Annotated in this window: 23 protein-coding genes and 1 tRNA gene; 13 read left to right on the forward strand and 11 right to left on the reverse strand. The window is 67.6% G+C overall.

Annotated elements, in window-relative coordinates; genetic code table 11:
• Positions 1-24 precede the first annotated feature (24 nt).
• From Q0Q23_RS04565 to Q0Q23_RS04585, 5 genes are read right to left on the reverse strand one after another with little or no spacing between them, the layout of a single operon-like run.
• On the reverse strand, positions 25-1,479 hold the full coding sequence (locus tag Q0Q23_RS04565) for a penicillin-binding protein 2 (protein ID WP_295119998.1): 1,455 nt from the start codon (positions 1,477-1,479) through the stop codon (positions 25-27).
• Between the two features lie 3 nt (positions 1,480-1,482).
• On the reverse strand, positions 1,483-2,877 hold the full coding sequence (locus Q0Q23_RS04570) for an FtsW/RodA/SpoVE family cell cycle protein (RefSeq protein WP_295120001.1): 1,395 nt from the start codon (positions 2,875-2,877) through the stop codon (positions 1,483-1,485).
• Positions 2,864-4,108, reverse strand: coding sequence for a PP2C family serine/threonine-protein phosphatase (locus Q0Q23_RS04575; RefSeq protein WP_295120004.1), 1,245 nt, complete (start codon positions 4,106-4,108; stop codon positions 2,864-2,866). The genes Q0Q23_RS04570 and Q0Q23_RS04575 overlap by 14 nt, the downstream gene beginning before the upstream one ends.
• Positions 4,109-4,111: 3 nt before the next feature.
• On the reverse strand, positions 4,112-4,711 hold the full coding sequence (locus Q0Q23_RS04580) for an FHA domain-containing protein (RefSeq protein WP_295120007.1): 600 nt from the start codon (positions 4,709-4,711) through the stop codon (positions 4,112-4,114).
• Positions 4,708-5,421, reverse strand: coding sequence for a DUF3662 and FHA domain-containing protein (locus Q0Q23_RS04585; protein ID WP_295120010.1), 714 nt, complete (start codon positions 5,419-5,421; stop codon positions 4,708-4,710). Before Q0Q23_RS04585 ends, Q0Q23_RS04580 begins: the two co-directional genes overlap by 4 nt.
• A gap of 153 nt (positions 5,422-5,574) precedes the next feature.
• On the opposite strand from Q0Q23_RS04585, the gene Q0Q23_RS04590 reads away from it, so the two are divergent.
• Positions 5,575-5,658, forward strand: a tRNA-Leu gene (locus Q0Q23_RS04590).
• 442 nt (positions 5,659-6,100) lie between these two features.
• Here the strand turns inward: Q0Q23_RS04590 and Q0Q23_RS04595 are convergent.
• Positions 6,101-7,357, reverse strand: a complete 1,257-nt coding sequence (locus Q0Q23_RS04595; RefSeq protein WP_295120013.1) for an APC family permease — start codon at positions 7,355-7,357, stop codon at positions 6,101-6,103.
• An 82-nt stretch (positions 7,358-7,439) separates the two neighbouring features.
• Here Q0Q23_RS04595 and Q0Q23_RS04600 point away from each other — a divergent pair, with 82 nt between their 5' ends.
• From Q0Q23_RS04600 to Q0Q23_RS04620, 5 genes are read left to right on the forward strand one after another with little or no spacing between them, the layout of a single operon-like run.
• Positions 7,440-7,880, forward strand: a complete 441-nt coding sequence (locus tag Q0Q23_RS04600; protein ID WP_295120016.1) for a MarR family winged helix-turn-helix transcriptional regulator — start codon at positions 7,440-7,442, stop codon at positions 7,878-7,880.
• On the forward strand, positions 7,877-9,280 hold the full coding sequence (locus tag Q0Q23_RS04605) for an MFS transporter (RefSeq protein ID WP_295120020.1): 1,404 nt from the start codon (positions 7,877-7,879) through the stop codon (positions 9,278-9,280). The genes Q0Q23_RS04600 and Q0Q23_RS04605 overlap by 4 nt, the downstream gene beginning before the upstream one ends.
• 31 nt (positions 9,281-9,311) lie before the next feature.
• On the forward strand, positions 9,312-9,659 hold the full coding sequence (locus Q0Q23_RS04610; RefSeq protein WP_295120023.1) for a VOC family protein: 348 nt from the start codon (positions 9,312-9,314) through the stop codon (positions 9,657-9,659).
• A complete protein-coding gene (locus Q0Q23_RS04615) occupies positions 9,656-10,093 on the forward strand; it encodes a MarR family winged helix-turn-helix transcriptional regulator (RefSeq protein WP_295120025.1) in 438 nt (145 codons plus the stop codon). The genes Q0Q23_RS04610 and Q0Q23_RS04615 overlap by 4 nt, the downstream gene beginning before the upstream one ends.
• Before the next feature lie 9 nt (positions 10,094-10,102).
• A complete protein-coding gene (locus tag Q0Q23_RS04620) occupies positions 10,103-10,666 on the forward strand; it encodes a hypothetical protein (RefSeq protein WP_295120028.1) in 564 nt (187 codons plus the stop codon).
• Here Q0Q23_RS04620 and Q0Q23_RS04625 read toward each other — a convergent pair.
• The 4 genes from Q0Q23_RS04625 to Q0Q23_RS04640 all read right to left on the reverse strand — a co-directional run bounded on the left by Q0Q23_RS04625 (position 10,647) and on the right by Q0Q23_RS04640 (position 12,945).
• On the reverse strand, positions 10,647-11,210 hold the full coding sequence (locus Q0Q23_RS04625) for a dihydrofolate reductase family protein (RefSeq protein WP_295120031.1): 564 nt from the start codon (positions 11,208-11,210) through the stop codon (positions 10,647-10,649). The two genes, Q0Q23_RS04620 and Q0Q23_RS04625, sit on opposite strands and share 20 nt — an antisense overlap.
• A gap of 47 nt (positions 11,211-11,257) precedes the next feature.
• The gene (locus Q0Q23_RS04630; protein ID WP_295120034.1) at positions 11,258-11,479 is read right to left on the reverse strand and encodes a hypothetical protein; all 222 of its coding nucleotides are present in this window, start codon (positions 11,477-11,479) and stop codon (positions 11,258-11,260) included.
• A gap of 142 nt (positions 11,480-11,621) precedes the next feature.
• Positions 11,622-12,035 carry a MerR family DNA-binding transcriptional regulator gene (locus tag Q0Q23_RS04635; protein WP_295120037.1) on the reverse strand — a complete coding sequence of 138 codons (414 nt, stop codon included), beginning with the start codon at positions 12,033-12,035 and terminating at the stop codon, positions 11,622-11,624.
• 94 nt (positions 12,036-12,129) lie between these two features.
• Positions 12,130-12,945, reverse strand: a complete 816-nt coding sequence (locus Q0Q23_RS04640) for a shikimate 5-dehydrogenase (protein ID WP_295120040.1) — start codon at positions 12,943-12,945, stop codon at positions 12,130-12,132.
• Positions 12,946-13,070: 125 nt separating this feature from the next.
• Here Q0Q23_RS04640 and Q0Q23_RS04645 point away from each other — a divergent pair, with 125 nt between their 5' ends.
• The 7 genes from Q0Q23_RS04645 (at position 13,071) to Q0Q23_RS04675 (ending at position 22,744) form a co-directional block, all read left to right on the forward strand.
• Positions 13,071-14,261 (forward strand): ROK family transcriptional regulator, encoded by a 1,191-nt coding sequence (locus Q0Q23_RS04645; RefSeq protein WP_295120043.1) that lies wholly within the window; start codon positions 13,071-13,073, stop codon positions 14,259-14,261.
• A 185-nt stretch (positions 14,262-14,446) separates the two neighbouring features.
• Positions 14,447-15,994 carry a multiple monosaccharide ABC transporter ATP-binding protein gene (mmsA, locus tag Q0Q23_RS04650; RefSeq protein WP_295120046.1) on the forward strand — a complete coding sequence of 516 codons (1,548 nt, stop codon included), beginning with the start codon at positions 14,447-14,449 and terminating at the stop codon, positions 15,992-15,994.
• Positions 15,994-17,340 (forward strand): multiple monosaccharide ABC transporter permease, encoded by a 1,347-nt coding sequence (gene mmsB, locus Q0Q23_RS04655; RefSeq protein WP_295120049.1) that lies wholly within the window; start codon positions 15,994-15,996, stop codon positions 17,338-17,340. Before mmsA (Q0Q23_RS04650) ends, mmsB (Q0Q23_RS04655) begins: the two co-directional genes overlap by 1 nt.
• A 47-nt stretch (positions 17,341-17,387) precedes the next feature.
• The gene (locus Q0Q23_RS04660; RefSeq protein ID WP_295120052.1) at positions 17,388-18,479 is read left to right on the forward strand and encodes a sugar-binding protein; all 1,092 of its coding nucleotides are present in this window, start codon (positions 17,388-17,390) and stop codon (positions 18,477-18,479) included.
• 224 nt (positions 18,480-18,703) lie between these two features.
• Positions 18,704-20,251 (forward strand): multiple monosaccharide ABC transporter ATP-binding protein, encoded by a 1,548-nt coding sequence (mmsA, locus tag Q0Q23_RS04665; RefSeq protein ID WP_295120046.1) that lies wholly within the window; start codon positions 18,704-18,706, stop codon positions 20,249-20,251.
• Positions 20,251-21,600: a multiple monosaccharide ABC transporter permease gene (gene mmsB, locus Q0Q23_RS04670; RefSeq protein WP_295120055.1), complete on the forward strand. Its 1,350-nt coding sequence runs from the start codon at positions 20,251-20,253 to the stop codon at positions 21,598-21,600. The genes mmsA (Q0Q23_RS04665) and mmsB (Q0Q23_RS04670) overlap by 1 nt, the downstream gene beginning before the upstream one ends.
• 52 nt (positions 21,601-21,652) lie before the next feature.
• On the forward strand, positions 21,653-22,744 hold the full coding sequence (locus Q0Q23_RS04675) for a sugar-binding protein (protein ID WP_295120058.1): 1,092 nt from the start codon (positions 21,653-21,655) through the stop codon (positions 22,742-22,744).
• Between the two features lie 183 nt (positions 22,745-22,927).
• On the opposite strand, the gene Q0Q23_RS04680 is transcribed toward Q0Q23_RS04675, so the two are convergent.
• Positions 22,928-23,578 carry a GntR family transcriptional regulator gene (locus tag Q0Q23_RS04680; RefSeq protein WP_295120061.1) on the reverse strand — a complete coding sequence of 217 codons (651 nt, stop codon included), beginning with the start codon at positions 23,576-23,578 and terminating at the stop codon, positions 22,928-22,930.
• Positions 23,579-23,676: the final 98 nt, after the last annotated feature.

A 23,676-nucleotide genomic window follows, 5' to 3' on the forward strand; every position in this document is an offset into this window, starting at 1 on the left:
CGAAGGTGAGCCCTGCTGTGGGTCTCATTTATTCAGCACCGCCTCTAGTACTTTCCTCGCGATCGGGGCGGCGATGGAGTTACCCGTGCCGTTCTGACCGCGTCCACCGCCATTTTCAACGACAACCGCCACAGCGAACTGAGGATCGTTGGCCGGCGCGAACCCCGTGAACCACAGCGTGTACGGGTCGTTCGCCCCGTTCTGCGCCGTCCCCGTCTTACCGCCGACCTGAACCCCGTCTATTCTTGCATTGCTCGCCACGCCGCGATCGACGCCGTCGACCATCATCTGCTTGATGGTGTCGGCGATCTCCTTGCTCATGGGCTGGGAGAACTCGGTGGGCGTGAAGCTCTCGATGGTCTGCAGGTCCGATGATCGGATCGAGTCCACCAGGTTCGGCGTCATGAGCTTGCCGCCGTTCGCCACGGCGGCCGAGACCATGGCCATCTGCAGCGGCGTCGCCCGGTCGTCCTTCTGGCCGAACGAGCCCAGAGCGCGTTCGGCCGGGTCCGGGTACAGCGGGTAGACGCTCTTCGTGACCGGGATCGGGATCTTCAGCGACTGGTTGAACCCGAACTTGTCCGCCTGGTCTTTGATCACCTGCGGCTTGAGCTGCATGCCGAGCTCGGCGAACGGGATGTTGCAAGAGAAGATCTGTGCCGTCGCGATCGAGACGGTCGCGCCGGGACCGCAGGTGGTGAAGGAGTCGTTCTTCACGATTGTCGGCGAGCCGGGCAGCGGCAGCGAAGCCAGGTTCGGCAGCTGGCTGTCCTTCGTGTAGTCGCCCGTTCCGAACGCCGCTGCGCTCATCACCGGCTTGAAGGTGGACCCTGGCGGGTTGAGGTTGCCGCCGATGGTGCGGTTGATGAGGGGGCTTCCCGCTGCGTCGAGCAGCTGTTGGTACGTGGTGTTGACGGCGGCGGTGTCGTGGGATGCGAGGACGTTCGGGTCGTAGGTCGGCTTGGAGACCATCGCGAGGATCTTGCCGGTCTTCGGTTCGAGCAGCACCACCGCGCCCTGGTAGTCGCCGAGCGCATCCCAGGCCGCCTGCTGCGCCGTCGGATCGATCGTCGTCTCGACGCTGGCGCCCTGCGGGTTCTTGCCGGTGAGGATCGCGTTGATGCGGTCGAAGAACTGCGAGTCGGAGGTGCCGGCGAGCTTGTCGTCCAGCGCGCCCTCCAGACCCGTCGCTTCGCCGTTGACCGGATAGAACCCGGTGACGGCGGAGTACAGCGGTCCGTTGCTGTAGACGCGCTGCCACTTGTAGACGTCGCTGGACGGGACGGACTGGGCGACCGGCCGCCCGGCCACGAGGATCGCGCCCCGCTGCGACGCGTAGCTGTCGTTGCGGGCCCGAGTGTTGCGGGCGTCGGCCGCGAGGGTGTCGGCCTGGACGACCTGAAGGATGGACGTTGACACCAGCAGGGCCAGGAACATGGCGAGCACGATCGTGCTCACCCTCTTGATCTCGCGATTCATCGCTCAGCTCACCACCAGACGGGGTTGGTTGCGGACGGTGTCGGAGAGGCGCAGGAGGAGTGCGACGATGATCCAGTTCGCCACCAGGGACGACCCTCCCGCCGCGAGGAACGGTGTCGTGAGGCCGGTCAGCGGGATGACGCGCGTGACGCCGCCGATGACGATGAAGCACTGCAGCGCCAGCGTGAACGAGAGGCCCACGGCGAGCAGCTTGCCGAAGTCGTCCTGGCCGGCGAAGCCGATCCGCAGTCCACGGGCCACGAACACGAGATAGAGGGCGAAGATCGCGAACAGCCCGGCGAGCCCGAGCTCCTCACCGAGGCTGGCGATGATGTAGTCGCTCTGGGCGACCGGCGTGATCCACGGCTGACCTTGACCGAGGCCGGTGCCGATGAGGCCGCCGTGAGCGAGGCCGAAGAGCCCCTGCACCAGTTGGAAGCTGCCTCCGTCGGCGTCGTAGACCTTCTGAGCGAACGGGTCGAGCCAGTTCTCGAACCGGTCGTGCACGTAGACGAGGAGCTGGCTTGCGACGATCGCACCGCCGACGATCAACAGCAGGCCGAGGATCACCCAGCTGATGCGGGACGTCGCGACGTAGACCATCACGAGGAAGAGCCCGAAGATCAGGAGGCCGGTGCCCAGATCGCGCTGGAAGACGATCACGGCCATCGACATGAGCCAGACGATCAGCAGCGGGCCGAGGTCGCGGGCGCGCGGGAAGCGGATGCCGAGGAACTTCTTGCCCACCATCGAGAGCGAGTCCCTGGCCTGGACGAGGTAGCCGGCGAAGAAGACGGCGAGACACAGCTTGGCGATCTCACCGGGCTGGAAGCTGAACGGGCCGATGCCGATCCAGACGCGTGCGCCGTAGATCTCGCGCCCGATCCCGGGCAGCATCGGCAGCAGCAGCAGCACGAGCGCCGCCAGTCCGAAGATGTAGGTGTAGCGCTGCAGGACGCGGTGATTGCGGATGACCATCACCACGGCGATGGCGCACGCGATCGCGATGGCCGCCCAGACGATCTGCTTGACGCCCGCGCTGTCCCAGCCCGCTTCTTTGTAGTGGATGTCGATCCGGTAGATCTCGGCGATGCCGATCCCGGTGAGCACGGTGGCGATCGGCAGCAGGAACGGGTCGGCCTGCGGCGCCACGAAGCGCAGGGCGATGTGCATGCCGATGACCAGCGCCGACAGGCCGGCACCCAGATAGACCAGTGTCAGGTCGACATGCCCGAGGGCGCCGAGCTGCACCAGGACGACCGCGGCCGCATTGATGCCGCACGCGATGAGCAGGAGCAGCAACTCGAGGTTGCGCAGTTTCGCGGGCAGGCGCAGGCGCTTGACCGGGCCGGTGGTGGGCCTGGTCCGCGGGCGCTCCCTCACATCACTTGGCGGCATCGGTCAACTGGTCCACTATGGCCCTGGCGGCGGCCAGGTCGTCGGCATTGATGGTCTGCTGCACGAGCTGCTTGTCGTATTGCGGGAGTCGCGTGACCGGTACATCCGTCTCTTCGTACACGTGCGAGAGCACGATGGGGCCGAGGTTCTGCTGCACGCCCTGGTAGATCGCCACCTTTCCTGCTGGCGAGGCGCCCACGAAGAAGCGCGACTGCGTCCACTGGTACCCGAAGAGCACGGCGAGGACGATCGCGATGACGACCACCGCCAGGCCGATCATCCAGGTGAGGCGGCGGCGGCGCGCGCGGCGCTCGTCCTCTTCGATCAGTTCGTCGAGGTAATCGTCGGACTCGGGTTCGAAGTGGGTCGGCCCGGTCGCCGGGCGCACGGGGTGGAGGCGCAGCGTCGGGAGGCGGGCCGCGCGGGTCGTGGGCTTCGGTTCGCCGAACTGCAGGGGTGCGGCGGCCGACCCGACGGTCACCGGGTCTTTGACGACGTCGCCGCGGCTCACGTCGCCGATGTCGAGGATCACCACGGTCACGTTGTCGGGGGCGCCGGCGTCGAGGCTCTGCTTCAGCAGGCGGTCGGCGACCTGCTTGGGTGCGTCGCGCGAGGCGAGGGCTGCGAGGAGGTCGTCGTTCTTGACCACGCCGCTGAGCCCGTCCGAGCAGATCAGCCAGCGGTCGCCCGGCCGTGTCGCGAGGATGAGCGTGTCGATCTCCGGGGAGGCGTCGACGTCGCCGAGCACGCGCATGAGCACCGAGCGGCGGGGATGGACCATCGCCTCCTCTTCGGTGATGCGGCCGCTGTCGACCAAGCGCTGGACGAACGTGTGGTCGACGGAGACCTGGCTGAGCTCGCCCTCCCGGAAGAGGTAGATGCGGGAGTCGCCGATGTGAGCGATCGCGACCTCGTCGCCCACGCGCAGGAGCGCGCTCACCGTCGTCCCCATGCCGGTGAGCTCCGGGTGCTCGAAGACGGTCTCGGCGAGCAGCGAGTTGGCGGCGATCAGTGCGGACTGCAGTGCGAACTCGGCCTCCGACGCGGTCGCGTAGTCGCCGTCGGCCTCCCGGATGCGGTTGACGGCGATGGCGCTGGCCACATCACCGCCGGCGTGGCCGCCCATCCCGTCCGCCACCACGAACAGCTCCCGTCCGGCGTAGCCGGAGTCCTGGTTGTTCGAGCGGATCTTCCCCGTGTGGGAGACGGCCGCTGCCCGGTTCGCTGCCACCGGTTACCGTCGCAGCTCGAATGTGGTCGTCCCGATCTTGATCGGGGTGTCGAGCGGGACCTGGGTCGGGACGGTGACGCGTCGACCGTCGAGGAACGTGCCGTTGGTGGAGTCGAGGTCTTGGATCATCCACTCGTCGTTCCACAGCAGCAGGCGCGCGTGATGCGTGGAGGTGTAGTCGTCGCGGATGACGAGCCCCGAGTCGCTCGATCGGCCGATGGTGATGGGGTCGCGGCCCAGGGCGAGCTCGGTTCCGGCGCGCGGGCCTGAGGTGATGACCAGCCGGTGAGCCGTCTGGACGCTCGCTTTCGTGCCGCCGCCTGCGGTGTTCGCGCCGGAGGGGAGGCTCGACACCGGCGCGTGCTGCATGACCGGCTCGGTCGGACCGGCCATGCCGGCCGGCGCTCCGGCCGGCACCGGCGCGGGGGCGCCGGCCGGGAAGGGCGACGAGGGCGTCTGCGCGGCGGGGGTTTCCGGGAGCTTGCGGACGCGCTGGCCGAACAGGTCGGTGCGCAGCGCGTACACGATGCCGAAGACGAAGAGCCAGAGCAGCAGGAGGAAACCGAACCGCAGCACCAGGAGCGTGAGCTCGCTCGGGTTCACGAGGTGCTCCAGAAGTTGTCGCCCTGCGCCGAGCGCTGGGTGGGTGCGGCCTGGGGGAGCACGCGGAAGATGATGTCGGTGCGCCCGATGGTGACGACCGAGTCGGGTTCGAGGATCGCCTTCTTCACCGGCTGCCCGTTCAGCTTCGAGCCGTTCGTCGAGCCGAGGTCCTCGACCTGCGCGCGATGGCCGTCCCAGAGGATCATGACGTGGCGGCGTGAGATGCCGGTGTCGTCGACCGTGATGTCGGCGTCGCTGCCGCGGCCCACCACGGTGCGGCCGCTGGTGAGCGGATAGTGGTGCCCGGCGATGTCGAGCACGGGCGTCCAGGCGACCTCGCCTTTGACGTTCTCGGAGTCGATCTGGAGCATGCCGACGCTGATCTCGGGGTCCTCCAGCAGCTGGATGGAGAGGCCGCCCGCGAACTGGTAGTGCTGACTGGTCGCGTGCTTCTGCGCGAACGAGACGAGTTCGTCGGTGAGCGCAGCACCCATCGATCGCATGCGCGTGTAATCGGCTGACGACATGCGCAGCACGAAGCGGTTGGGCGCGAGCACCCGGTCGCGCGCCACGACGGCGGACTTGGTGTCCATCTCTTTGCGGATGGCGCTGGTGAGCTCGACAGGCTGCAGCCCGGAACGGAAGGTCTTCGCGAACGCACCGTTGACGGCGCGCTCGAGCCCCCGCTCGAAGTTGTCCAGAATGCCCACTAGTCTCCCGCTCCCGGCTTGCCAGCTACATGCATGTTAGTCGGACTGCCCTGGAAGACACCCCCGGGCTGCTGGCGAACCGGTGAAGATCACGCTTTCGGGCCTCGGCCGATTCGTCGGCGGAGACGCGACCGTGTTACTCTTCCTTGGTTCGCGCGAGTGGCGGAATTGGCAGACGCGCTGGCTTCAGGTGCCAGTGCCCGCAAGGGCGTGGGGGTTCAAGTCCCCCCTCGCGCACGAAGAGTGGTTCAGGATTTCCGGAAATCGGGATCATGAAATGCTCGAGACGAACGAGAAAGGCCGGTCTGACTGAGAAGTCAGGCCGGCCTTTTGCGTTGGTCGCTGCCGAGTGACTGCGACTGAGGCTTATAGGCCAAAAAAGTGGATGGCTTGGGCGTCCTCGTCTCCGGCCGTGTCCCTGCCGTCGCGGATACGTGGGGTCATCGCCTGGCCTTCGATTGGGACGTACCAGACCCGAAACGTGATGGCTGTTCAGTCGATGGCGGCGACGAGTGTCCGGATCAGCGAGACTTGGCCACGAATTTGCGATAAGAATTCGCGCAAATACTGCTGTGCAGGGTCACCTGGCAGCGAATACGAATAACTTGGGTGGGACACGGAGAGACGGCTTCTAGGATCACTGCGCTCTTTGTTTGCGCCGAGCGAACCCGTGGCGCGCTCAGCGCGCCGTGCGGAGCCGGACGAAGCGGTATCCCATCCCCACGGCCAGTACGACGACACCCGCCACGATCGCTCCGACCGGCAATGTCGCCACCAGCACCAGGCAACCGATCGCGCCGGCGATTGCGAGCGTTCGCGGATAGCGCCGGTGCGTGCGGTCCTGCGTCCACGCGGACAGGTTGGCCACGAAGTAGTACAGCAGCACCCCGAAGGACGAGAAGCCGATGGCGCCGCGCAGATCGGTGACGGCGACGAGGACGCACACAATGAAGCCCAAGGCGAGCTCGGCGCGGTAGGGGACGTGGAAGCGCGGGTGCACGGCCGCGAACCAGGACGGGAGGTCGCGGTTGCGCGCCATCGCCAGGCTCGTCCTCCCGATGCCGGCGATCATCGCCAGCAGTGCGCCCAGCGCGGCGGCGGCGGCCCCGATTCGGATCACCACTCCCGGCCAGTCGGCGCCGCTGGTCGCGGCGACTTCGCCGAGGGGTGCCGCTGACGTCGCGAGGCCCGCAGGCCCGAGCGCGTGCAGAGCAGACACGGCCACCAGCGCATAGATCGCGAGGGTGGCGGTGAGTGCGATGGTGATGGCGCGGGGGATCGTGCGGGTGGGGTCGACGACCTCCTCGCCCATGGTCGCGACGCGGGCGTAGCCGGCGAAGGCGAAGAAGAGGAAGCCCGAGGCCTGCAGCACCCCGCAGACCGTCACGGGGGTCCCCGGCTGCGCGGCGCTCGCCGAGGTGTGCGTCAGGCCGATGACGATCGCCACCGTGAGAGCGACGAGCGAGACGGCCACGAGGATCCGGGTGAGCAGCGCCGTGCGCGTGACGCCGAGGGTGTTGACGATGGTGAGGACGATCACCGAGAGCATGGCGACGGGTTTCACCCAGGGGGCGGGCACCGCATACGTCGCGAATGTGATGGCCATGGCCGCCGAGCTCGCCGTCTTGCCGACGACGAACGACCAGCCCGCGAAGAAGCCCGGCCAATCGCCGAGGCGCTCCCGACCGTAGACGTAGGTGCCGCCCGAGGTCGGGTACTGGGCGGCGAGCTGCGCGGACGAGGTCGCGTTGCAGAACGCGATGAATCCGGCGATGACGAGTCCGACCAGGAGGCCGGCTCCCGCGGCCGCCGCGGCCGGGGTGAAGGAGGCGAAGATCCCCGCGCCGATCATCGAGCCCAGGCCGATGGCGACCGCGTCGCCGAGACGCAGCCGGCGCGCGAGGGCTGCCGGCGGCGGGATGGGGGTGCCGGTCACGCGCGTCAGCATAGCCATTGCGGGTGACGGCAGCGGAGCTCGCCCGATTATTCAGTCTGAACTGAACAGTTAGACTGTCTATATGACTGATCCTTCGCCCTCCTCCGTCCGCGCCGCGCTCGACCTCCGGGTCGCGTTCGCACGGCTGCGACGCCGTCTGCGCGAAGTGGCCGCCGAGTCGGCGGGTCTCAGCGCCCAGCAGGTCTCGGTTCTCGCGCGCGTCGGCAAAGGCGAGGCCGACACGGCCTCGCGGCTCGCCGAGCTGGAAGGCGTCCGGCCCCAGTCGATGGCGACCGTCATCGCGTCCCTCGAGGAGCTCGGGCTCGTCGGTCGCACACCCGACCCGGCCGACGGCCGGCGCCAACTCGTCGCGCTCACCGACGCCGGCCGGGAGGCAGAGGGCGGCAACCTCGACACCAAACGGGAGTGGCTCGCCCATGCCATGGAGGAGGAGTTGACGGAGGAGGAGCGTCAGACCGTCATCGCGGCGGCGGCCCTGATCGAGAAGCTGGCGCACGCGTGATCGACCGGATCACCGCGAAGCCCGGGCCCGCAGACCGGTTCGACCGGCGGTTGCTCGCTCCGATGATGATCGGCGCGGTGCTGAACCCGGTCAACTCGTCGATCATCGCGGTCGCCCTCGTGCCGATCGCGACTGCGCTCGGGGCTCCCGCGTCGGAGACCGCGTGGCTGGTCTCCTCCCTCTATCTCGCGACCTCGATCGGTCAGCCGCTCGTCGGCCGGCTGGTCGACACGTTCGGGCCGCGGCGGCTGTCGATCGCGGGAGCGATCCTCACCGGACTGGCCGGCGTCATCGGACTCCTCGCACCGAACATCGCGGTGCTCGTGATCGCCCGCGTCATCCTGGGGTTCGGCACCTGCGCCGGCTACCCGGCGGCGATGTACCTGATCCGGAGCGAAGCGACACGCACAGGCATGCGCAGCCCGGCCGGGGTGCTGACCGCGCTGTCGGTCACGACCCAGACGATCGCGGTCATCGGCCCGACGCTGGGAGGGCTCCTCATCCAGTTCGGCGGTTGGCGGGCGACCTTCGCCGTCAATATCCCGCTTGCGCTGGCATCCCTCGTGCTCGCCCTGCTCTTCCTGCCCCGCCGGACGGCTCTCGACTCGCCGCGTCTGGAGCGGGCGCGCCTGGATCTCCTGGGCATCGCCCTGTTCGCGGCGACACTGGTGTGCCTGCTGCTGTTCCTGATGGACATCCACCTTGCGCAACTCTGGCTGCTCGGGCTCGCAGCGGTGTTCGGTGCGGGCTTCGCGCTGTGGGAGCTGCGGCGCCCCGACCCCTTCATCGACGTGCGGGTGTTCGCCGGGAACGTGCCGCTGCTCGTCACCTACGCGCGCGCCGTGCTCGCGGCGACGGTCAGCTACTGCTACCTGTACGGCTTCACGCAGTGGCTGGAGGGCGGGCGCGGCCTCTCCCCGGCGCTCGCCGGCCTGGTGCTGCTGCCGACGTTCGCCGTCGGCATCGTGGTCGCCTCCGTGTTCGGGCGGCGGCCGGAGATCCGCTGGAAGCTGATCGTCGGGGCGCTGGGTCAGGTCGTCATGGCGGCTCTGCTGCTCTTCGTGGGCGCGGAGGCCGCCCTGTGGGCGCTCCTGCTGATCGCCGTCGTTGTCGGCGTGCCGCAGGGGATCGTGAACCTCGCCATCCAGAACACTCTGTACCACCAGGCCGACCCCGCGCGGATGGGTGCGACCTCGGGACTCCTGCGCACCTTCATGTATCTCGGCGCGATGCTCGCGTCGGCGGCCACCGGCGCGTTCTTCCACACGACGGCGAGCACCGCAGGCCTCCACGACCTGGCCTGGTTCATGCTCGGCGCGGCCGTGGTCTTCCTCGTGATCACCCTCGTGGACCGGTCGCTTCGTCGCGTCGACCGGCTCGCGACCGGAATGGAGGATTGACAGGTACCTGTCAATCCTCCACGATGGGGTGATGCCCACCACCATCCAGCGCATCATCGTGTCCACGTCCCGCATTCCGCACGCGCTGGCCCTCTACCGTGACGCCCTCGGACTGCGGGTCGATCGCGCGAGCGCGGGCTTCGCGTGGCTCACCAGCGCCGAGGGCGTCGAACTGATGCTTCACGAACGGGAAGCCGTGCCGTCGGACACCGCGGTGGCCATCGGATTCGCGGTCGACCGGCTCGACGCCGTCGTCGACGCCTGGACGCGCGCAGGCGGCGCCGTGGTCGACCCGGCCGAGGTGCAGCCGTGGGGCGAGCGGATGGCGGTCGTCCGCGACGGCGACGGGCACCTCGTCTGCCTGAGCGAGCGCGTGTGACCGCCGCCGACCGGCTCACCGAGCTGGTGGACGAAGTCTTCCGTCTCGCGGACGCCTTCAGCCGGGCAGGCGACGGGATCGTCGCTGAAGACGGGCTCACGGCCTCCCGGTGGCTCACACTCGGTGCGGTCGCGCACGGGCCGCTCAGCGTCGCGGCCATCGCACGCCGACGGGGGCTGCGCAGGCAGTCGGCGGCGGAGGCCGTCGCGCAGCTGGAGGCCGCTGGTCTGGTCACCCGCGCGCCCGACCCGGCCGACGCCCGCGCGCCGCTGGTGACCCTCACCGAGAAGGGCTGTGCGGTGCTCGACGGCATCCGCCCCCGGCGACGGGCGTGGGCGGAGCGCACAGCCGAGGCGGCCGACGAGCACGAGCTGGCGAGGGCCGTCGACCTCGCCCGCCGTCTCCGCGAGCGCATGGAGTCGCCGTCGCCGTAGAATCTTCGCGTGACCGAGGACGTCCCGGTGCTGAGCGACTCGCTCGTCGACGTGTTCGCGAGCGGGAGCTGGATCTTCCTGCCCGCCGCGCCTGCGCGGGGCCTCGCGACCGAGCTGGACGCGGAAATCCTCGATGAGCAGTTCTCGTGGTGCGAGAACCCGCACCTCGGCGAGGGTGCGGGACTGCTGGTCCTCACCGCGGCGATGAACGGCTGGATGCTCCTGCACGGCGCGAGCGAGACGGTCGGCTGGGCCGGCGGCCTGCTCAGCGAGCAGCGCGACGTGTACCGCGCGACCATCGACGTCCGGCTCCCCGCGATGAGCTGGGCCTTTCTGGAGCGGGGTGCTCCGACGCGATCCGTATCCGTCGAGCTGGGCGATGACGGAGACCTGGTGACGCGCACCTCCGGTCACCCGCTTCCGTTCGAGTCCGATGGCATCGACCTCCCCGACACCGGCACCGGGCTCGACGCGTTCTTCTACCCCGTGACGCTGCTCGCGGAGCACGGCGTGACCCTGGACGATCTGGAGGTGGCGCTCGATCGCCCGAGCGTCACGCTCCGCGTGGGGTGACGCGATAACGCACGAGCACGACACCGGACGGGAAGGCGTGCTCCTCCAGCAGCTCCAGCCGGAGCAGCCGGCCCGCCGGCAGGGCCGGTGTCCCGCCGCCGACGGAGACGGGGACGAGGAGCAGGATCACTTCGTGGACGAGGCCCGCACGGAAGGCCTCCGCGGCCAGCGTCGGACCGCCGATCGAGACGTCTCCCGGAGCCGAGTCCACGAGCGCCCGCACCGCCGCCGGGTCGAACCGCGGCTCGACTTGCGTGCGCGGCGTCGTCGCAACGGTCAGGGTCGACGAGTACACGACCTTGTCGGCCGAACGCCAGATGTCCGCGTACTCGCGCATCACCTCCGGCTCGCCGCCGTCGCCGATGTCCTGCCAGACGCGCATCGTCTCGAACATCCGACGACCGTAGAGATAGGTGGAGATGCCGCGCTCACGATCGTTGACCGCAGCGTGGACCTCCTCGTCGGGAGCCGCCCAGTCGAAGGAGCCGGTGGTATCGGCGGTGTAGCCGTCGAGCGAGGCGATCGCTGAGAAGACGAGGGACATGCGGCGACTCTAGGCCCCGCTCGCTCGCGGCGACAGGGGCCCCGCGTTCAGTGGGGGAGGAGCGCGGCCAGCGCGCGCAGTTCGTCGCCGAAGATCAGCGGCACGACAAGGTCGAGCACGAAGCCGATCACGACGGCGAGGACTGCGGCGCCGGCCGCGATGACGACCAGCGTCGCGAACAACCTGAGATAGGCGTTGTGCGCGACCGTCGCGAGCGCCCCCCGCGCCCGCGTCAGCTCGCCGTACCGGCGGTACTGCAGCGTGGTCATCTCGTTCCCCTCCGTGGCCTTCCCCTCGGCCACGACATCCAGTCAAGCGGGGAGGATCCGACCTCGGCATCGGCCCCTGGTGGGCGCCAGGTCATCCCGAGGGATGATTCCGCGGCCCGCGGGCGCGCGGCCGCAGAGCGAGTCAGCGGCTGAGAAGTGAGTCGACCACGGTGCACCCAGTGCCCTGATCAGGAGACGGGGCGACGGCATCGGTGGCCGAAGCGAGCCGGCGGGAGAGCTGCTCGCGGCGAGCTTCGAGGGCCGCGATCGCGGCGTCCAGCTCGGCGATGCCGTCGGCATAGGCGACGACGGAGGCGGGGCAGTCGTCGCTGCGGGCGTGGCCGGATCCGAGACACGCGATGAACGGGGCGGCCTTGCTCGGGGGAATGCCGACAGCGGCGAGCTCGCGGATCTCACGGGCTGCGCGCAGCTGTCCCTCGTCGTAGTCCCGGTAACCGTTCGGGAGGCGCTGAGGAGCCAGCAGCCCGAGGCGTTCGTAGTAGCGCACGGCCTTCACCGTCACACCGGCCCGATCGGCCAGCTCGCTGATCTGCATGCGACGAACCTCCGCAGCGGTGCGTTCGCTCCGCTCCGACGCCAGCGTAGACCTTGACCCGGAGGGAAGGGTCAAGGCGATCGGCGGATCGCGCTCACTCGGCGCGCGAGAACTCCGAAGCCCTGGCCACCTGCTCCGGGGTCAGGGCGACGCCCGTGTAGCGCTCGAACTGGCGCGCGGCCTGCAGTGCCACGACTTCGGCGCCGGTGATCAGGCGCTTGCCGGCAGCTCGGCCCGCGGTGATGAGCGGCGTCTCGGCGGGGAAAGCGACGACGTCGAAGACTACGGACGCGCGCTGGACGAACGCCGCGTCGAATGCGAGCGCTGCTTCATCGGCTCCGCGCATGCCGAGCGGCGTGACGTTCACGATGACGTCGAAGTCGGGCTCCGGCTCGATCGCCGTCCACACGTAGTCGTATTTCGTCGCGAGCGCCGAGCCGGCGTGCTCGTTACGGGCCAGCACGGTCACGTCGCCGAAGCCGGCGCCGCGGAACGCCGCGACGACGGCCTTCGCCATGCCGCCCGAGCCGCGCACGATCACCCGGGAAGCCGGGTCGACGGCGTGCTCTTCGAGGAGCTGTGCCACCGCCTCGTAGTCGGTGTTGGAGGCGGTGAGGAAGCCGTCCTCGTTGACGACCGTGTTCACGGACTCGATCGCGAGGGCAGAGGGCTCGAGGTTGTCGACGAGCGGGATGATCGCCTCCTTGAACGGCATCGACACCGAGCAGCCGCGGAGGCCGAGCGCGCGCACCCCGCGGACGGCACCCTCCAGGTCGTCCGTGGTGAACGCCTTGTAGATGAAGTTGAGCCCGAGTTCGTCGTACAGGAAGTTGTGGAACCTCGTGCCGAGGTTGCTGGGACGACCGGAAAGGGAGATGCAGACCTGCATGTCCTTGTTCAGGATGGGCATGCGTCCATTCTGGCAGGGGCGCGAAACGAGGGGTTGCTGTCCCCTGAGCACACTCGAAGCCGGCCGGGCCCAAACGTTACGTTCATAACTTGACTACAACTCAGCGATGATTCACGCTTGTCGCTATGACCGCCACTTCGGGTCTTCCCGCGCGTGGCGCACGCAACCCCGGGTCTCAGGGCGCGCTCCGGCACCTGAATCAGGAGCGGCTCGTCGAGTTCCTGCTCGCCAACGGCCCGTCCACCCAGGCAGAGCTCGCGCGCGGGACGGGCCTCTCGACCGCCACTGTCTCGAACATCGTCCGTGACATGGCGGCGAAGGGCGTCGTGGCCACCTCACCGGTGACCTCGAGTGGCCGGCGGGCGCTCCTCGTGCAGCTCACCGACACCGGCGATATCGCCGTGGGCGTGGACTTCGGGCGCAGGCACGTGCGGATCGTGCTCTGCACCCTCGGCTACGAGGTCATCGCCGAGGAGGCGGTCCCGCTGCCGCTCGGATACGACGTCTCCGATGCGGTGTCACAGGCCGCCGACCTCCTCGATCGGATGCTCGCGGCCGGAGCGCACGACCGGCAGGCGGTCCTCGCCGTCGGCATCGGCATCCCCGGCCCCATCGACCGGCGGACCGGGACGGTACTGCAGGGCGCCATCCTGCCGGAATGGGTGGGGGTGCGGCTGCGCGACCTCGAGGAGGCCTTCCGCTTCCCGGTCGTCGTGGACAACGACGCCAACCTCGGCGCGCTCGCCGAGGTGACATGGGGCGCCAATCGCGGGGTGCGCAACCTGATCTTCGTGAAGATCGGCACCGGCATCGGCGCCGGCCTCATCCTGAACGGGCTGCCCTATTACGGTTTCCTCGGCATCACGGGCGAGCTGGGCCACACGCCCGTGACCGAGCAGGGCGTCATCTGCCGCTGCGGCAACCGGGGCTGCCTGGAGACGATCGCTTCGACCAGCGTGATGATCGAGACGCTGGGTCGGGGCGTGAACGCGCCGGTCAGCACGGCGGACATCCTGCGGCGCGGACGTGACCGCGACCCCGCCGTCCTCCGCGTCGTGAGCGACGCCGGCACCGCGATCGGGCAGGCGATCGGCAACATCGCCAACGTGATCAACCCCGAGCTCGTGCTCATCGGAGGACCGCTGGTCGGACTCGGCGACGCTCTGCTCGATCCGATCCGCCGGGGAATCCAGCACAACGCCATCCCGGTGATCGCCGGCACCACCGCCGTGCGGATCTCGTCGCTCGGCGACCGTGCGGAGTCTCTCGGCGCTGCAGCGCTGGTCATCCAGGGCGCGCTCACCGGCGGCGAGTAGGGCGACCTCTTCGGCCCAGTGGCCCCGCGACGCACAGCGCGGCGATGTCTTCCTGGGCTCCCATCGGCCATGTCGCTCGATGCGATATGTAACCATCGATATTTGCCTGTAACATTGACATCGCGTTGCCGCCGTCCGGCGTGACCGCTCAGCACCCGCATCCCGACACGACCCAAGGAGCGACGATGCCGTCGAACGCAGTCATCCTGCAGATGCGCGCCATCACCAAGGAGTTTCCCGGCGTGAAGGCGCTGGAGGATGTCTCCCTGACCGTCCACGCCGACGAGATCCACGCGATCTGCGGCGAGAACGGCGCGGGCAAGTCCACGCTGATGAAGGTGCTGTCGGGTGTCTACCCGTACGGGACCTACTCCGGTGACATCGTCTACCAGGGCGAGGTGATGCGGTTCAAGGACATCAAGTCGTCCGAGCAGCGGGGCATCGTGATCATCCATCAGGAGCTCGCGCTGATCCCGGAGCTCTCGATCACCGAGAACATCTTCCTGGGCAACGAACCCGGCCGCGCCGGCGTGATCGACTGGGCCGAGGCCAAGCGTCGCGCCGCCGAGCTCCTCGCCCGCGTCGGCCTGAGCGACGACCCCGACACGCAGATCAAGAACATCGGCGTCGGCAAGCAGCAGCTGGTGGAGATCGCGAAGGCACTCAACAAGAACGTCAAGCTGCTGATCCTCGACGAGCCGACCGCAGCGCTCAACGAAGCCGAGTCGCAGCATCTCCTGAACCTGATCCTGGGTCTCAAGGGACGCGGCGTGAGCTCGATCATCATCAGCCACAAGCTCAACGAGATCGAACAGATCGCGGACGAGATCACGATCATCCGCGACGGCCGGTCCATCGAGACGCTCAATGTCAAGGCCGATGGGGTCGACGAGGACCGGATCATCCGGGGAATGGTCGGCCGCACGCTGGAGAGCCGGTTCCCGGGGCGGACGCCGAACATCGGCGAGGTCTTCTTCGAGGTTCGGAACTGGGTGGTGCAGCACCCGCAGGTCCCCGACCGCCTTGTGGTGAAGAATTCGAGCTTCACCGTGCGCCGGGGCGAGATCGTCGGGTTCGCGGGCCTGATGGGCGCCGGGCGCACCGAGCTCGCGATGAGCGTGTTCGGCCACTCCTACGGCACCTTCGTCTCCGGCGAGATCTACAAGGACGGCAAGGAGATCCAGGTCCGCACCGTCTCGGAGGCGATCGACAACGGCCTCGCCTACGTGAGCGAAGACCGCAAGGTGCTCGGCCTGAACCTCCTCGATGACATCAAGCAGTCGATCGTGTCGGCGAAGCTGAAGAAGATCGCCAGGCGCGGTGTCGTCGACGATCGGGCGGAGCACGCGGTCGCCGAGGAGTATCGCACGAGCCTCCGGATCAAGACGCCCGACGTCGACCGCGGGGTCGCGACGCTTTCCGGCGGTAATCAGCAGAAGGTCGTCCTGGCGAAGTGGATGTTCACCGACCCGGACATCCTGATCCTCGACGAGCCCACGCGCGGTATCGACGTGGGTGCCAAGTACGAGATCTACGGCATCATCCAGCAGCTGGCCGCGCAGGGCAAGGGCGTCATCGTCATCTCGTCCGAGCTGCCGGAGCTGCTGGGCATCTCGGATCGTATCTACACGATCTTCGAGGGCCAGATCACCAACGAGCTCCCCATCAGCGAAGCCACCCCCGAAACGCTCCTCAAGAGCATGACCTCCGCCAAGAAGAAGGCAACCCGATAATGACGACTCAGATCGAAGAGAAGAAGAAGTCCGGCGGGATCCGCGACCTCGGCAAGATGTTCGGCGGCGGCCAGTCCACGGGACGCCAGTTCGGCATCCTGGGAGCACTCGTCGTCATCGTCCTGCTGTTCCAGATCCTCACCGGCGGCAAGACGCTGGACCCGGTCAACCTGATCAACCTGGTCAACCAGAACGCCTACGTGCTCATCCTGGCGATCGGCATGGTCATGGTCATCATCGCCGGACACATCGATCTGTCGGTGGGCTCGGTCGCCGCTGTGGTCGGCATCATCGTCGCGCAGGCGATGACGAGCTGGCACGTCGCCTGGCCGCTCGCCATCCTGCTCGGCCTCGCCGTCGGAGCGCTGATCGGCGCGTGGCAGGGCTGGTGGGTCGCCTACGTCGGCGTCCCCGCCTTCATCGTCACACTCGCCGGCATGCTCATCTTCCGCGGACTCAACCAGCTCATCGGGAACGCGAACACCATCCCGGTCCCGGACGCCTTCACGTTCATCGGCGGCGGCTTCCTGCCCGAGTGGGGCCCGGACACCGGCTACAACAACTCCACCCTGCTGCTCGGACTCGTCATCGCGGTCGTCATCGCGCTGAGGGAGGTCCGCACCCGACGCAACCAGACGAAGATGGGATCGGAGAATGCCCCCCTCTGGGTCAGCGTCTTCAAGGTCGTGGTGCTCGACGCGATCGTGATCTACTTCACGTTCCTGTTCGCGGGCGGCCGCGTCGGCACCTCGTTCCCCGTCTCGGGCATCATCCTCGGCGTGCTGATCATCCTGTACTCGTTCGTGACGCGCAGCACGATCTTCGGCCGCCACATCTATGCGGTCGGCGGCAACGCGCACGCGGCCGAGCTGTCGGGCGTGAAGATCAAGCGGATCAACTTCTTCGTGATGATGAACATGTCGGTGCTCGCGGCTCTGGCGGGCATGATCGCGGTGGCCCGTTCGGTGTCCTCGGGTCCGCAGGACGGCCTGGGCTGGGAGCTCGACGCGATCGCGGCCGTGTTCATCGGTGGCGCCGCGGTCTCCGGCGGTATCGGTACGGTCGGCGGCTCGATCGTCGGTGGCCTGGTGATCGCTGTGCTCAACAACGGCCTCCAGCTGCTCGGCGTGACCAGTGACAAAGTGCAGATCATCAAGGGCCTCGTGCTGCTGATCGCGGTCGGTGTCGACGTCTACTCGCACCGCCGCGGCGGACCCTCGCTCATCGGCCGGCTGCTGGGCGCCGGTCGCCGGCCGGCCGAGTCGGGCACCGCCGCCGGCGAGCAGCCCACCGTCACCCCGACGTCGGACCCGACCGAGCAATCCTCCCGGTCGCTCACCACCTGAGCCCATGGCGTCCACGACCTCTCACCGCACAGCAGAAGGAAGAACACATGCGTAGGACCACACTCGCGGCGGCTGCCGTCGCCGCTGCCGCCACGCTCGCTCTGGCGGGCTGCTCCACGCGAACCGGCTCGTCGGCGTCGGCCGTCCCCGGATTCGCCAAGGACGCGACGATCGGTGTCGCCCTGCCCAGCAAGACATCGGAGAACTTCGTGCTCGCCGGCGGTCTGTTCACGGACGGACTGAAGAAGGCCGGATTCACGGGTGACGTGCAGTACGCCGGCGGGACCAGCCTGGTCGCCGACCAGCAGTCGCAGATCCAGTCGATGATCACCAAGGGCGCGAAGGTCGTCATCATCGGTTCGGTCGACGGAGGTCAGCTCACAGCGCAGACCAAGGCGGCGCATGACGCGGGCGCCGTCGTGATCGCCTATGACCGCCTCATCATCAACTCCAAGTACGTGGACTACTACGTCGCCTACGACAACGAGAAGGTCGGCGAGCTGCAGGGCCAGTCGCTCGTGGACGGCCTGGACAAACGGTTCCCCGGCGTGAAGCCCTACAACATCGAGCTTTTCTCCGGCTCTCCCGACGACGCGAACTCGAAGGTCTTCTGGCGCGGCGCCATGAAGATCCTCCAGCCGAAGATCGACGACGGCACTCTCCGCGTGGTCTCCGGGCAGACCGACATCAAGGCCACGGCAACCCAGGGCTGGTCGGGGCAGAACGCACAGAACCGCATGGATACGCTCCTGGCGGCGAATTACACGTCGACGGAACTGCATGGCGTGCTGGCGCCGAACGACACGGTCGCCCGCGGCATCATCACGTCGGTGCGCAGCACGGGCAAGCCGATCCCCGTCGTGACCGGCCAGGACTCGGAGGCCCAGTCGGTCAAATCGATCATGGCGGGCGAGCAGTTCTCCACGATCAACAAAGACACCCGGAACCTCGTGAATCAGGCGATCGCGATGGTCGAAGATCTGCAGCAGGGCAAGAAGCCGGAGATCAACGACGACACGTCGTATGACAACGGAGCCCGGATCGTCCCCGCCTACCTGCTCAAGCCACTCATCGTGACCCGGGACAACGCGGCCGAGGCGTACGCGAACGATCCGCTCCTGGCGCCTTTGACCAAATAGGAGACGCACAACCACCGAAAAGGCCGGTCCCGCACGGGGCCGGCCTTCGTCGTCTCCTGTGGATCAGGTCTCGCCCCTCGGTGTAAGGCGCGGTCTGCCCGTCCGTTATCGATCCGTTGTCTTCACTATTTGACGCCAAGACTGAATTTAGCGTTTACTACTTAGGCGCAAGCGTAGCGCGCGCAGGCAACAGACCATCCCGAACAGCACACCAAGGAGCGACGATGCCGTCGAACGCAGTCATCCTGCAGATGCGCGCCATCACCAAGGAGTTTCCCGGCGTGAAGGCGCTGGAGGATGTCTCCCTGACCGTCCACGCCGACGAGATCCACGCGATCTGCGGCGAGAACGGCGCGGGCAAGTCCACGCTGATGAAGGTGCTGTCGGGTGTCTACCCGTACGGGACCTACTCCGGTGACATCGTCTACCAGGGCGAGGTGATGCGGTTCAAGGACATCAAGTCGTCCGAGCAGCGGGGCATCGTGATCATCCATCAGGAGCTCGCGCTGATCCCGGAGCTCTCGATCACCGAGAACATCTTCCTGGGCAACGAACCCGGCCGCGCCGGCGTGATCGACTGGGCCGAGGCCAAGCGTCGCGCCGCCGAGCTCCTCGCCCGCGTCGGCCTGAGCGACGACCCCGACACGCAGATCAAGAACATCGGCGTCGGCAAGCAGCAGCTGGTGGAGATCGCGAAGGCACTCAACAAGAACGTCAAGCTGCTGATCCTCGACGAGCCGACCGCAGCGCTCAACGAAGCCGAGTCGCAGCATCTCCTGAACCTGATCCTGGGTCTCAAGGGACGCGGCGTGAGCTCGATCATCATCAGCCACAAGCTCAACGAGATCGAACAGATCGCGGACGAGATCACGATCATCCGCGACGGCCGGTCCATCGAGACGCTCAATGTCAAGGCCGATGGGGTCGACGAGGACCGGATCATCCGGGGAATGGTCGGCCGCACGCTGGAGAGCCGGTTCCCGGGGCGGACGCCGAACATCGGCGAGGTCTTCTTCGAGGTTCGGAACTGGGTGGTGCAGCACCCGCAGGTCCCCGACCGCCTTGTGGTGAAGAATTCGAGCTTCACCGTGCGCCGGGGCGAGATCGTCGGGTTCGCGGGCCTGATGGGCGCCGGGCGCACCGAGCTCGCGATGAGCGTGTTCGGCCACTCCTACGGCACCTTCGTCTCCGGCGAGATCTACAAGGACGGCAAGGAGATCCAGGTCCGCACCGTCTCGGAGGCGATCGACAACGGCCTCGCCTACGTGAGCGAAGACCGCAAGGTGCTCGGCCTGAACCTCCTCGATGACATCAAGCAGTCGATCGTGTCGGCGAAGCTGAAGAAGATCGCCAGGCGCGGTGTCGTCGACGATCGGGCGGAGCACGCGGTCGCCGAGGAGTATCGCACGAGCCTCCGGATCAAGACGCCCGACGTCGACCGCGGGGTCGCGACGCTTTCCGGCGGTAATCAGCAGAAGGTCGTCCTGGCGAAGTGGATGTTCACCGACCCGGACATCCTGATCCTCGACGAGCCCACGCGCGGTATCGACGTGGGTGCCAAGTACGAGATCTACGGCATCATCCAGCAGCTGGCCGCGCAGGGCAAGGGCGTCATCGTCATCTCGTCCGAGCTGCCGGAGCTGCTGGGCATCTCGGATCGTATCTACACGATCTTCGAGGGCCAGATCACCAACGAGCTCCCCATCAGCGAAGCCACCCCCGAAACGCTCCTCAAGAGCATGACCTCCGCCAAGAAGAAGGCAACCCGATAATGACGACTCAGATCGAAGAGAAGAAGAAGTCCGGCGGGATCCGCGACCTCGGCAAGATGTTCGGCGGCGGCCAGTCCACGGGACGCCAGTTCGGCATCCTGGGAGCACTCGTCGTCATCGTCCTGCTGTTCCAGATCCTCACCGGCGGCAAGACGCTGGACCCGGTCAACCTGATCAACCTGGTCAACCAGAACGCCTACGTGCTCATCCTGGCGATCGGCATGGTCATGGTCATCATCGCCGGACACATCGATCTGTCGGTGGGCTCGGTCGCCGCTGTGGTCGGCATCATCGTCGCGCAGGCGATGACGAGCTGGCACGTCGCCTGGCCGCTCGCCATCCTGCTCGGCCTCGCCGTCGGAGCGCTGATCGGCGCGTGGCAGGGCTGGTGGGTCGCCTACGTCGGCGTCCCCGCCTTCATCGTCACACTCGCCGGCATGCTCATCTTCCGCGGACTCAACCAGCTCATCGGGAACGCGAACACCATCCCGGTCCCGGACGCCTTCACGTTCATCGGCGGCGGCTTCCTGCCCGAGTGGGGCCCGGACACCGGCTACAACAACTCCACCCTGCTGCTCGGACTCGTCATCGCGGTCGTCATCGCGCTGAGGGAGGTCCGCACCCGACGCAACCAGACGAAGATGGGATCGGAGAATGCCCCCCTCTGGGTCAGCGTCTTCAAGGTCGTGGTGCTCGACGCGATCGTGATCTACTTCACGTTCCTGTTCGCGGGCGGCCGCGTCGGCACCTCGTTCCCCGTCTCGGGCATCATCCTCGGCGTGCTGATCATCCTGTACTCGTTCGTGACGCGCAGCACGATCTTCGGCCGCCACATCTATGCGGTCGGCGGCAACGCGCACGCGGCCGAGCTGTCGGGCGTGAAGATCAAGCGGATCAACTTCTTCGTGATGATGAACATGTCGGTGCTCGCGGCTCTGGCGGGCATGATCGCGGTGGCCCGTTCGGTGTCCTCGGGTCCGCAGGACGGCCTGGGCTGGGAGCTCGACGCGATCGCGGCCGTGTTCATCGGTGGCGCCGCGGTCTCCGGCGGCATCGGCACGGTCGCCGGCTCGATCGTCGGTGGTCTCGTGATCGCCGTGCTCAACAACGGCCTTCAGCTGCTCGGCGTGACCAGCGACTGGGTGCAGATCATCAAGGGCCTCGTGCTCCTGATCGCGGTCGGCGTCGACGTCTACTCGCACCGCCGCGGCGGACCCTCGCTCATCGGCCGGCTCTTCGGCGGCCGCGGGCGCAAGGAGAACGCGGTCGACGGCGCAGGGGCCGACCAGCCCGCAGTGCTCCCGACCGCCGACCCGGCCGAGGACTCGTCGCGCTCCCTCACCTCCTGACCAGAACTCCTTCCCGAAACCTGCACCATCCCAACCACAGAAAGAGAAAGCAATGCGCAAATTCGCACTCGCGACAGTGGCTGTCGCAGCTGCCGCCGCGCTGGCCCTGTCGGGCTGCTCGAGCCGTGACGGCTCCAGCGGAAGCTCCACGGCCTCCGGCTTCGCCAAGGACGCTTCCATCGGCGTCGCCCTCCCGACCAAGACGTCGGAGAACTGGGTTCTCGCCGGTGGCCTGTTCACCGACGGCCTGAAGGCGGCCGGTTTCAAGGGCGACGTGCAGTACGCGGGCGGCTCCGGCGTCTCGGACCAGCAGTCGCAGATCCAGTCGATGATCACCAACGGCGCCAAGGTCGTCATCATCGGCGCCGTCGACGGCGGACAGCTCGCCGCGCAGGCCAAGGCCGCGCACGACGCCGGCGCGACCGTCATCGCCTACGACCGCCTGATCCTCAACACGAAGGACGTCGACTACTACGTCGCGTACGACAACGAGAAGGTCGGCGAGCTGCAGGGCCAGGCCCTGCTCGACGGCATGAAGGCGAAGTACCCGGGCAAGACCAAGTACAACATCGAGCTGTTCTCGGGCTCGCCCGACGACGCCAACTCGAAGGTGTTCTTCGACGGCGCCATGAAGGTCCTCCAGCCGAAGATCGACGACGGCACGCTGACGGTCGTCTCCGGTGAGACCGACATCAAGCAGACCGCGACCCAGGGCTGGCTGCCGCAGAACGCGCAGACCCGCATGGACACGCTGCTCGCGAAGAGCTACGGCTCGACCGAGCTCGACGGCGTTCTCTCGCCGAACGACACCCTGGCGCGCGCCATCATCACCTCGGTGAAGGGCGCCGGCAAGCCGGTTCCGATCGTGACCGGTCAGGACTCGGAGGCCGAGTCGGTCAAGTCCATCATGGCGGGCGAGCAGTACTCGACCATCAACAAGGACACCCGCAACCTGGTCAAGCAGGCCATCGACATGGTCAAGGACCTGCAGCAGGGCAAGAAGCCGGCCACGAACGACGACAAGTCGTACGACAACGGCAAGAAGATCGTTCCGGCCTACCTGCTCAAGCCGGTCATCGTCACCAAGGAGAACGCGGCGGAGGCGTACGCCAACGACCCGACCCTGGAGCCGCTGACCAAGTAGTAGGTATCAGAAACAGGCAGAAGGCCGGTCCCGAACGGGACCGGCCTTCTGTCGTCCCCCTGGACGGTTCCCCCTGGCCGAGCGTGTCTCCACGGTAGGGCGGCGACGGAGGGTTCGGCATCCGGGCTGTCACGGATATCACGGCCCGTGGTGACACTGACCCGCAGGGTCGGAGTCGCCGGGTCAGAGCCGGCCGAGCACGTCTCCGAGGCGGGTCACGTAGTCGTCGATGAGGGTCACGGCCGCACGGCCATCGCGCCTGGTCGTGGCTGCCCTCAGCTCGTCGGTGAACCGTTTGACCGCGAGGGGGTCGAGTCGCCCGTGGAGCTTGCGTCCCAGGCGGCGCACTTGCGGCAGCACGTTGCCGAGCGTGCGGATGCGCACATTGTTGCCTTCGATGCGGGCGAAGGCGACGACGAGGTGCTCGAAGACGGTCACGAAACGCACGGTGTCGTCGATGGTGGCGGCCTCGACGAGCTCGGTCTGGATGTCGGCGACGAGCTCGTCGTCCTCCTCATCCCACGACGGGATGCCGCGCAGGGCTGCGCCGGCCCAGAGGTCGCCGGCGACCTGCACCGACTCGAGGACGCCGACGATGTCGAACGCCGCGACGCGGGTGAACCGATTGCGCTCCATCTCGACCAGGCCCTGTTCGGCGAGACGGTCGAGCGCGTGACGGATGGGCGTGCGCGAGATGCCGAGCCACTCGACGAGGTCCGAGTCGCGGAGGCGCTCGCCCGGCTCGAGCGTGCCGTCCATGATGGCGGCCTCGATTCGGACGTAGGCCTCGTCGGAGAGGGAGATGCGGGCGACGTGATCGGTGGGCATCGGCATGATGTCGGGTCTCCTCGGGGGAAGGATCGGGGCGGGACACGGGGGTGGAACGATCGGTTTGCCGTGATCAGATTCCTCTTGCTAAACTATAAATATAC

This window comes from uncultured Leifsonia sp. (assembly GCF_945957465.1).
Taxonomy (GTDB): Bacteria; Actinomycetota; Actinomycetes; order Actinomycetales; family Microbacteriaceae; genus Leifsonia.

Bases quoted from the DNA above. Each gene is read 5' to 3' on its own strand.
- mmsB (WP_295120055.1), top strand. From the start codon at position 20,251: ATGACGACTCAGATCGAAGAGAAGAAGAAGTCCGGCGGGATCCGCGAC.
- Q0Q23_RS04610 (WP_295120023.1), top strand. From the start codon at position 9,312: ATGCCCACCACCATCCAGCGCATCATCGTGTCCACGTCCCGCATTCCG.
- Q0Q23_RS04570 (WP_295120001.1), bottom strand. From the start codon at position 2,877: ATGCCGCCAAGTGATGTGAGGGAGCGCCCGCGGACCAGGCCCACCACC.
- Q0Q23_RS04625 (WP_295120031.1), bottom strand. From the start codon at position 11,210: ATGTCCCTCGTCTTCTCAGCGATCGCCTCGCTCGACGGCTACACCGCC.
- Q0Q23_RS04600 (WP_295120016.1), top strand. From the start codon at position 7,440: ATGACTGATCCTTCGCCCTCCTCCGTCCGCGCCGCGCTCGACCTCCGG.
- Q0Q23_RS04640 (WP_295120040.1), bottom strand. From the start codon at position 12,945: ATGCCCATCCTGAACAAGGACATGCAGGTCTGCATCTCCCTTTCCGGT.
- mmsB (WP_295120049.1), top strand. From the start codon at position 15,994: ATGACGACTCAGATCGAAGAGAAGAAGAAGTCCGGCGGGATCCGCGAC.
- Q0Q23_RS04630 (WP_295120034.1), bottom strand. From the start codon at position 11,479: ATGACCACGCTGCAGTACCGCCGGTACGGCGAGCTGACGCGGGCGCGG.
- Q0Q23_RS04565 (WP_295119998.1), bottom strand. From the start codon at position 1,479: ATGAATCGCGAGATCAAGAGGGTGAGCACGATCGTGCTCGCCATGTTC.
- Q0Q23_RS04680 (WP_295120061.1), bottom strand. From the start codon at position 23,578: ATGCCGATGCCCACCGATCACGTCGCCCGCATCTCCCTCTCCGACGAG.
- Q0Q23_RS04635 (WP_295120037.1), bottom strand. From the start codon at position 12,035: ATGCAGATCAGCGAGCTGGCCGATCGGGCCGGTGTGACGGTGAAGGCC.
- mmsA (WP_295120046.1), top strand. From the start codon at position 18,704: ATGCCGTCGAACGCAGTCATCCTGCAGATGCGCGCCATCACCAAGGAG.
- Q0Q23_RS04645 (WP_295120043.1), top strand. From the start codon at position 13,071: ATGACCGCCACTTCGGGTCTTCCCGCGCGTGGCGCACGCAACCCCGGG.
- mmsA (WP_295120046.1), top strand. From the start codon at position 14,447: ATGCCGTCGAACGCAGTCATCCTGCAGATGCGCGCCATCACCAAGGAG.
- Q0Q23_RS04660 (WP_295120052.1), top strand. From the start codon at position 17,388: ATGCGTAGGACCACACTCGCGGCGGCTGCCGTCGCCGCTGCCGCCACG.
- Q0Q23_RS04675 (WP_295120058.1), top strand. From the start codon at position 21,653: ATGCGCAAATTCGCACTCGCGACAGTGGCTGTCGCAGCTGCCGCCGCG.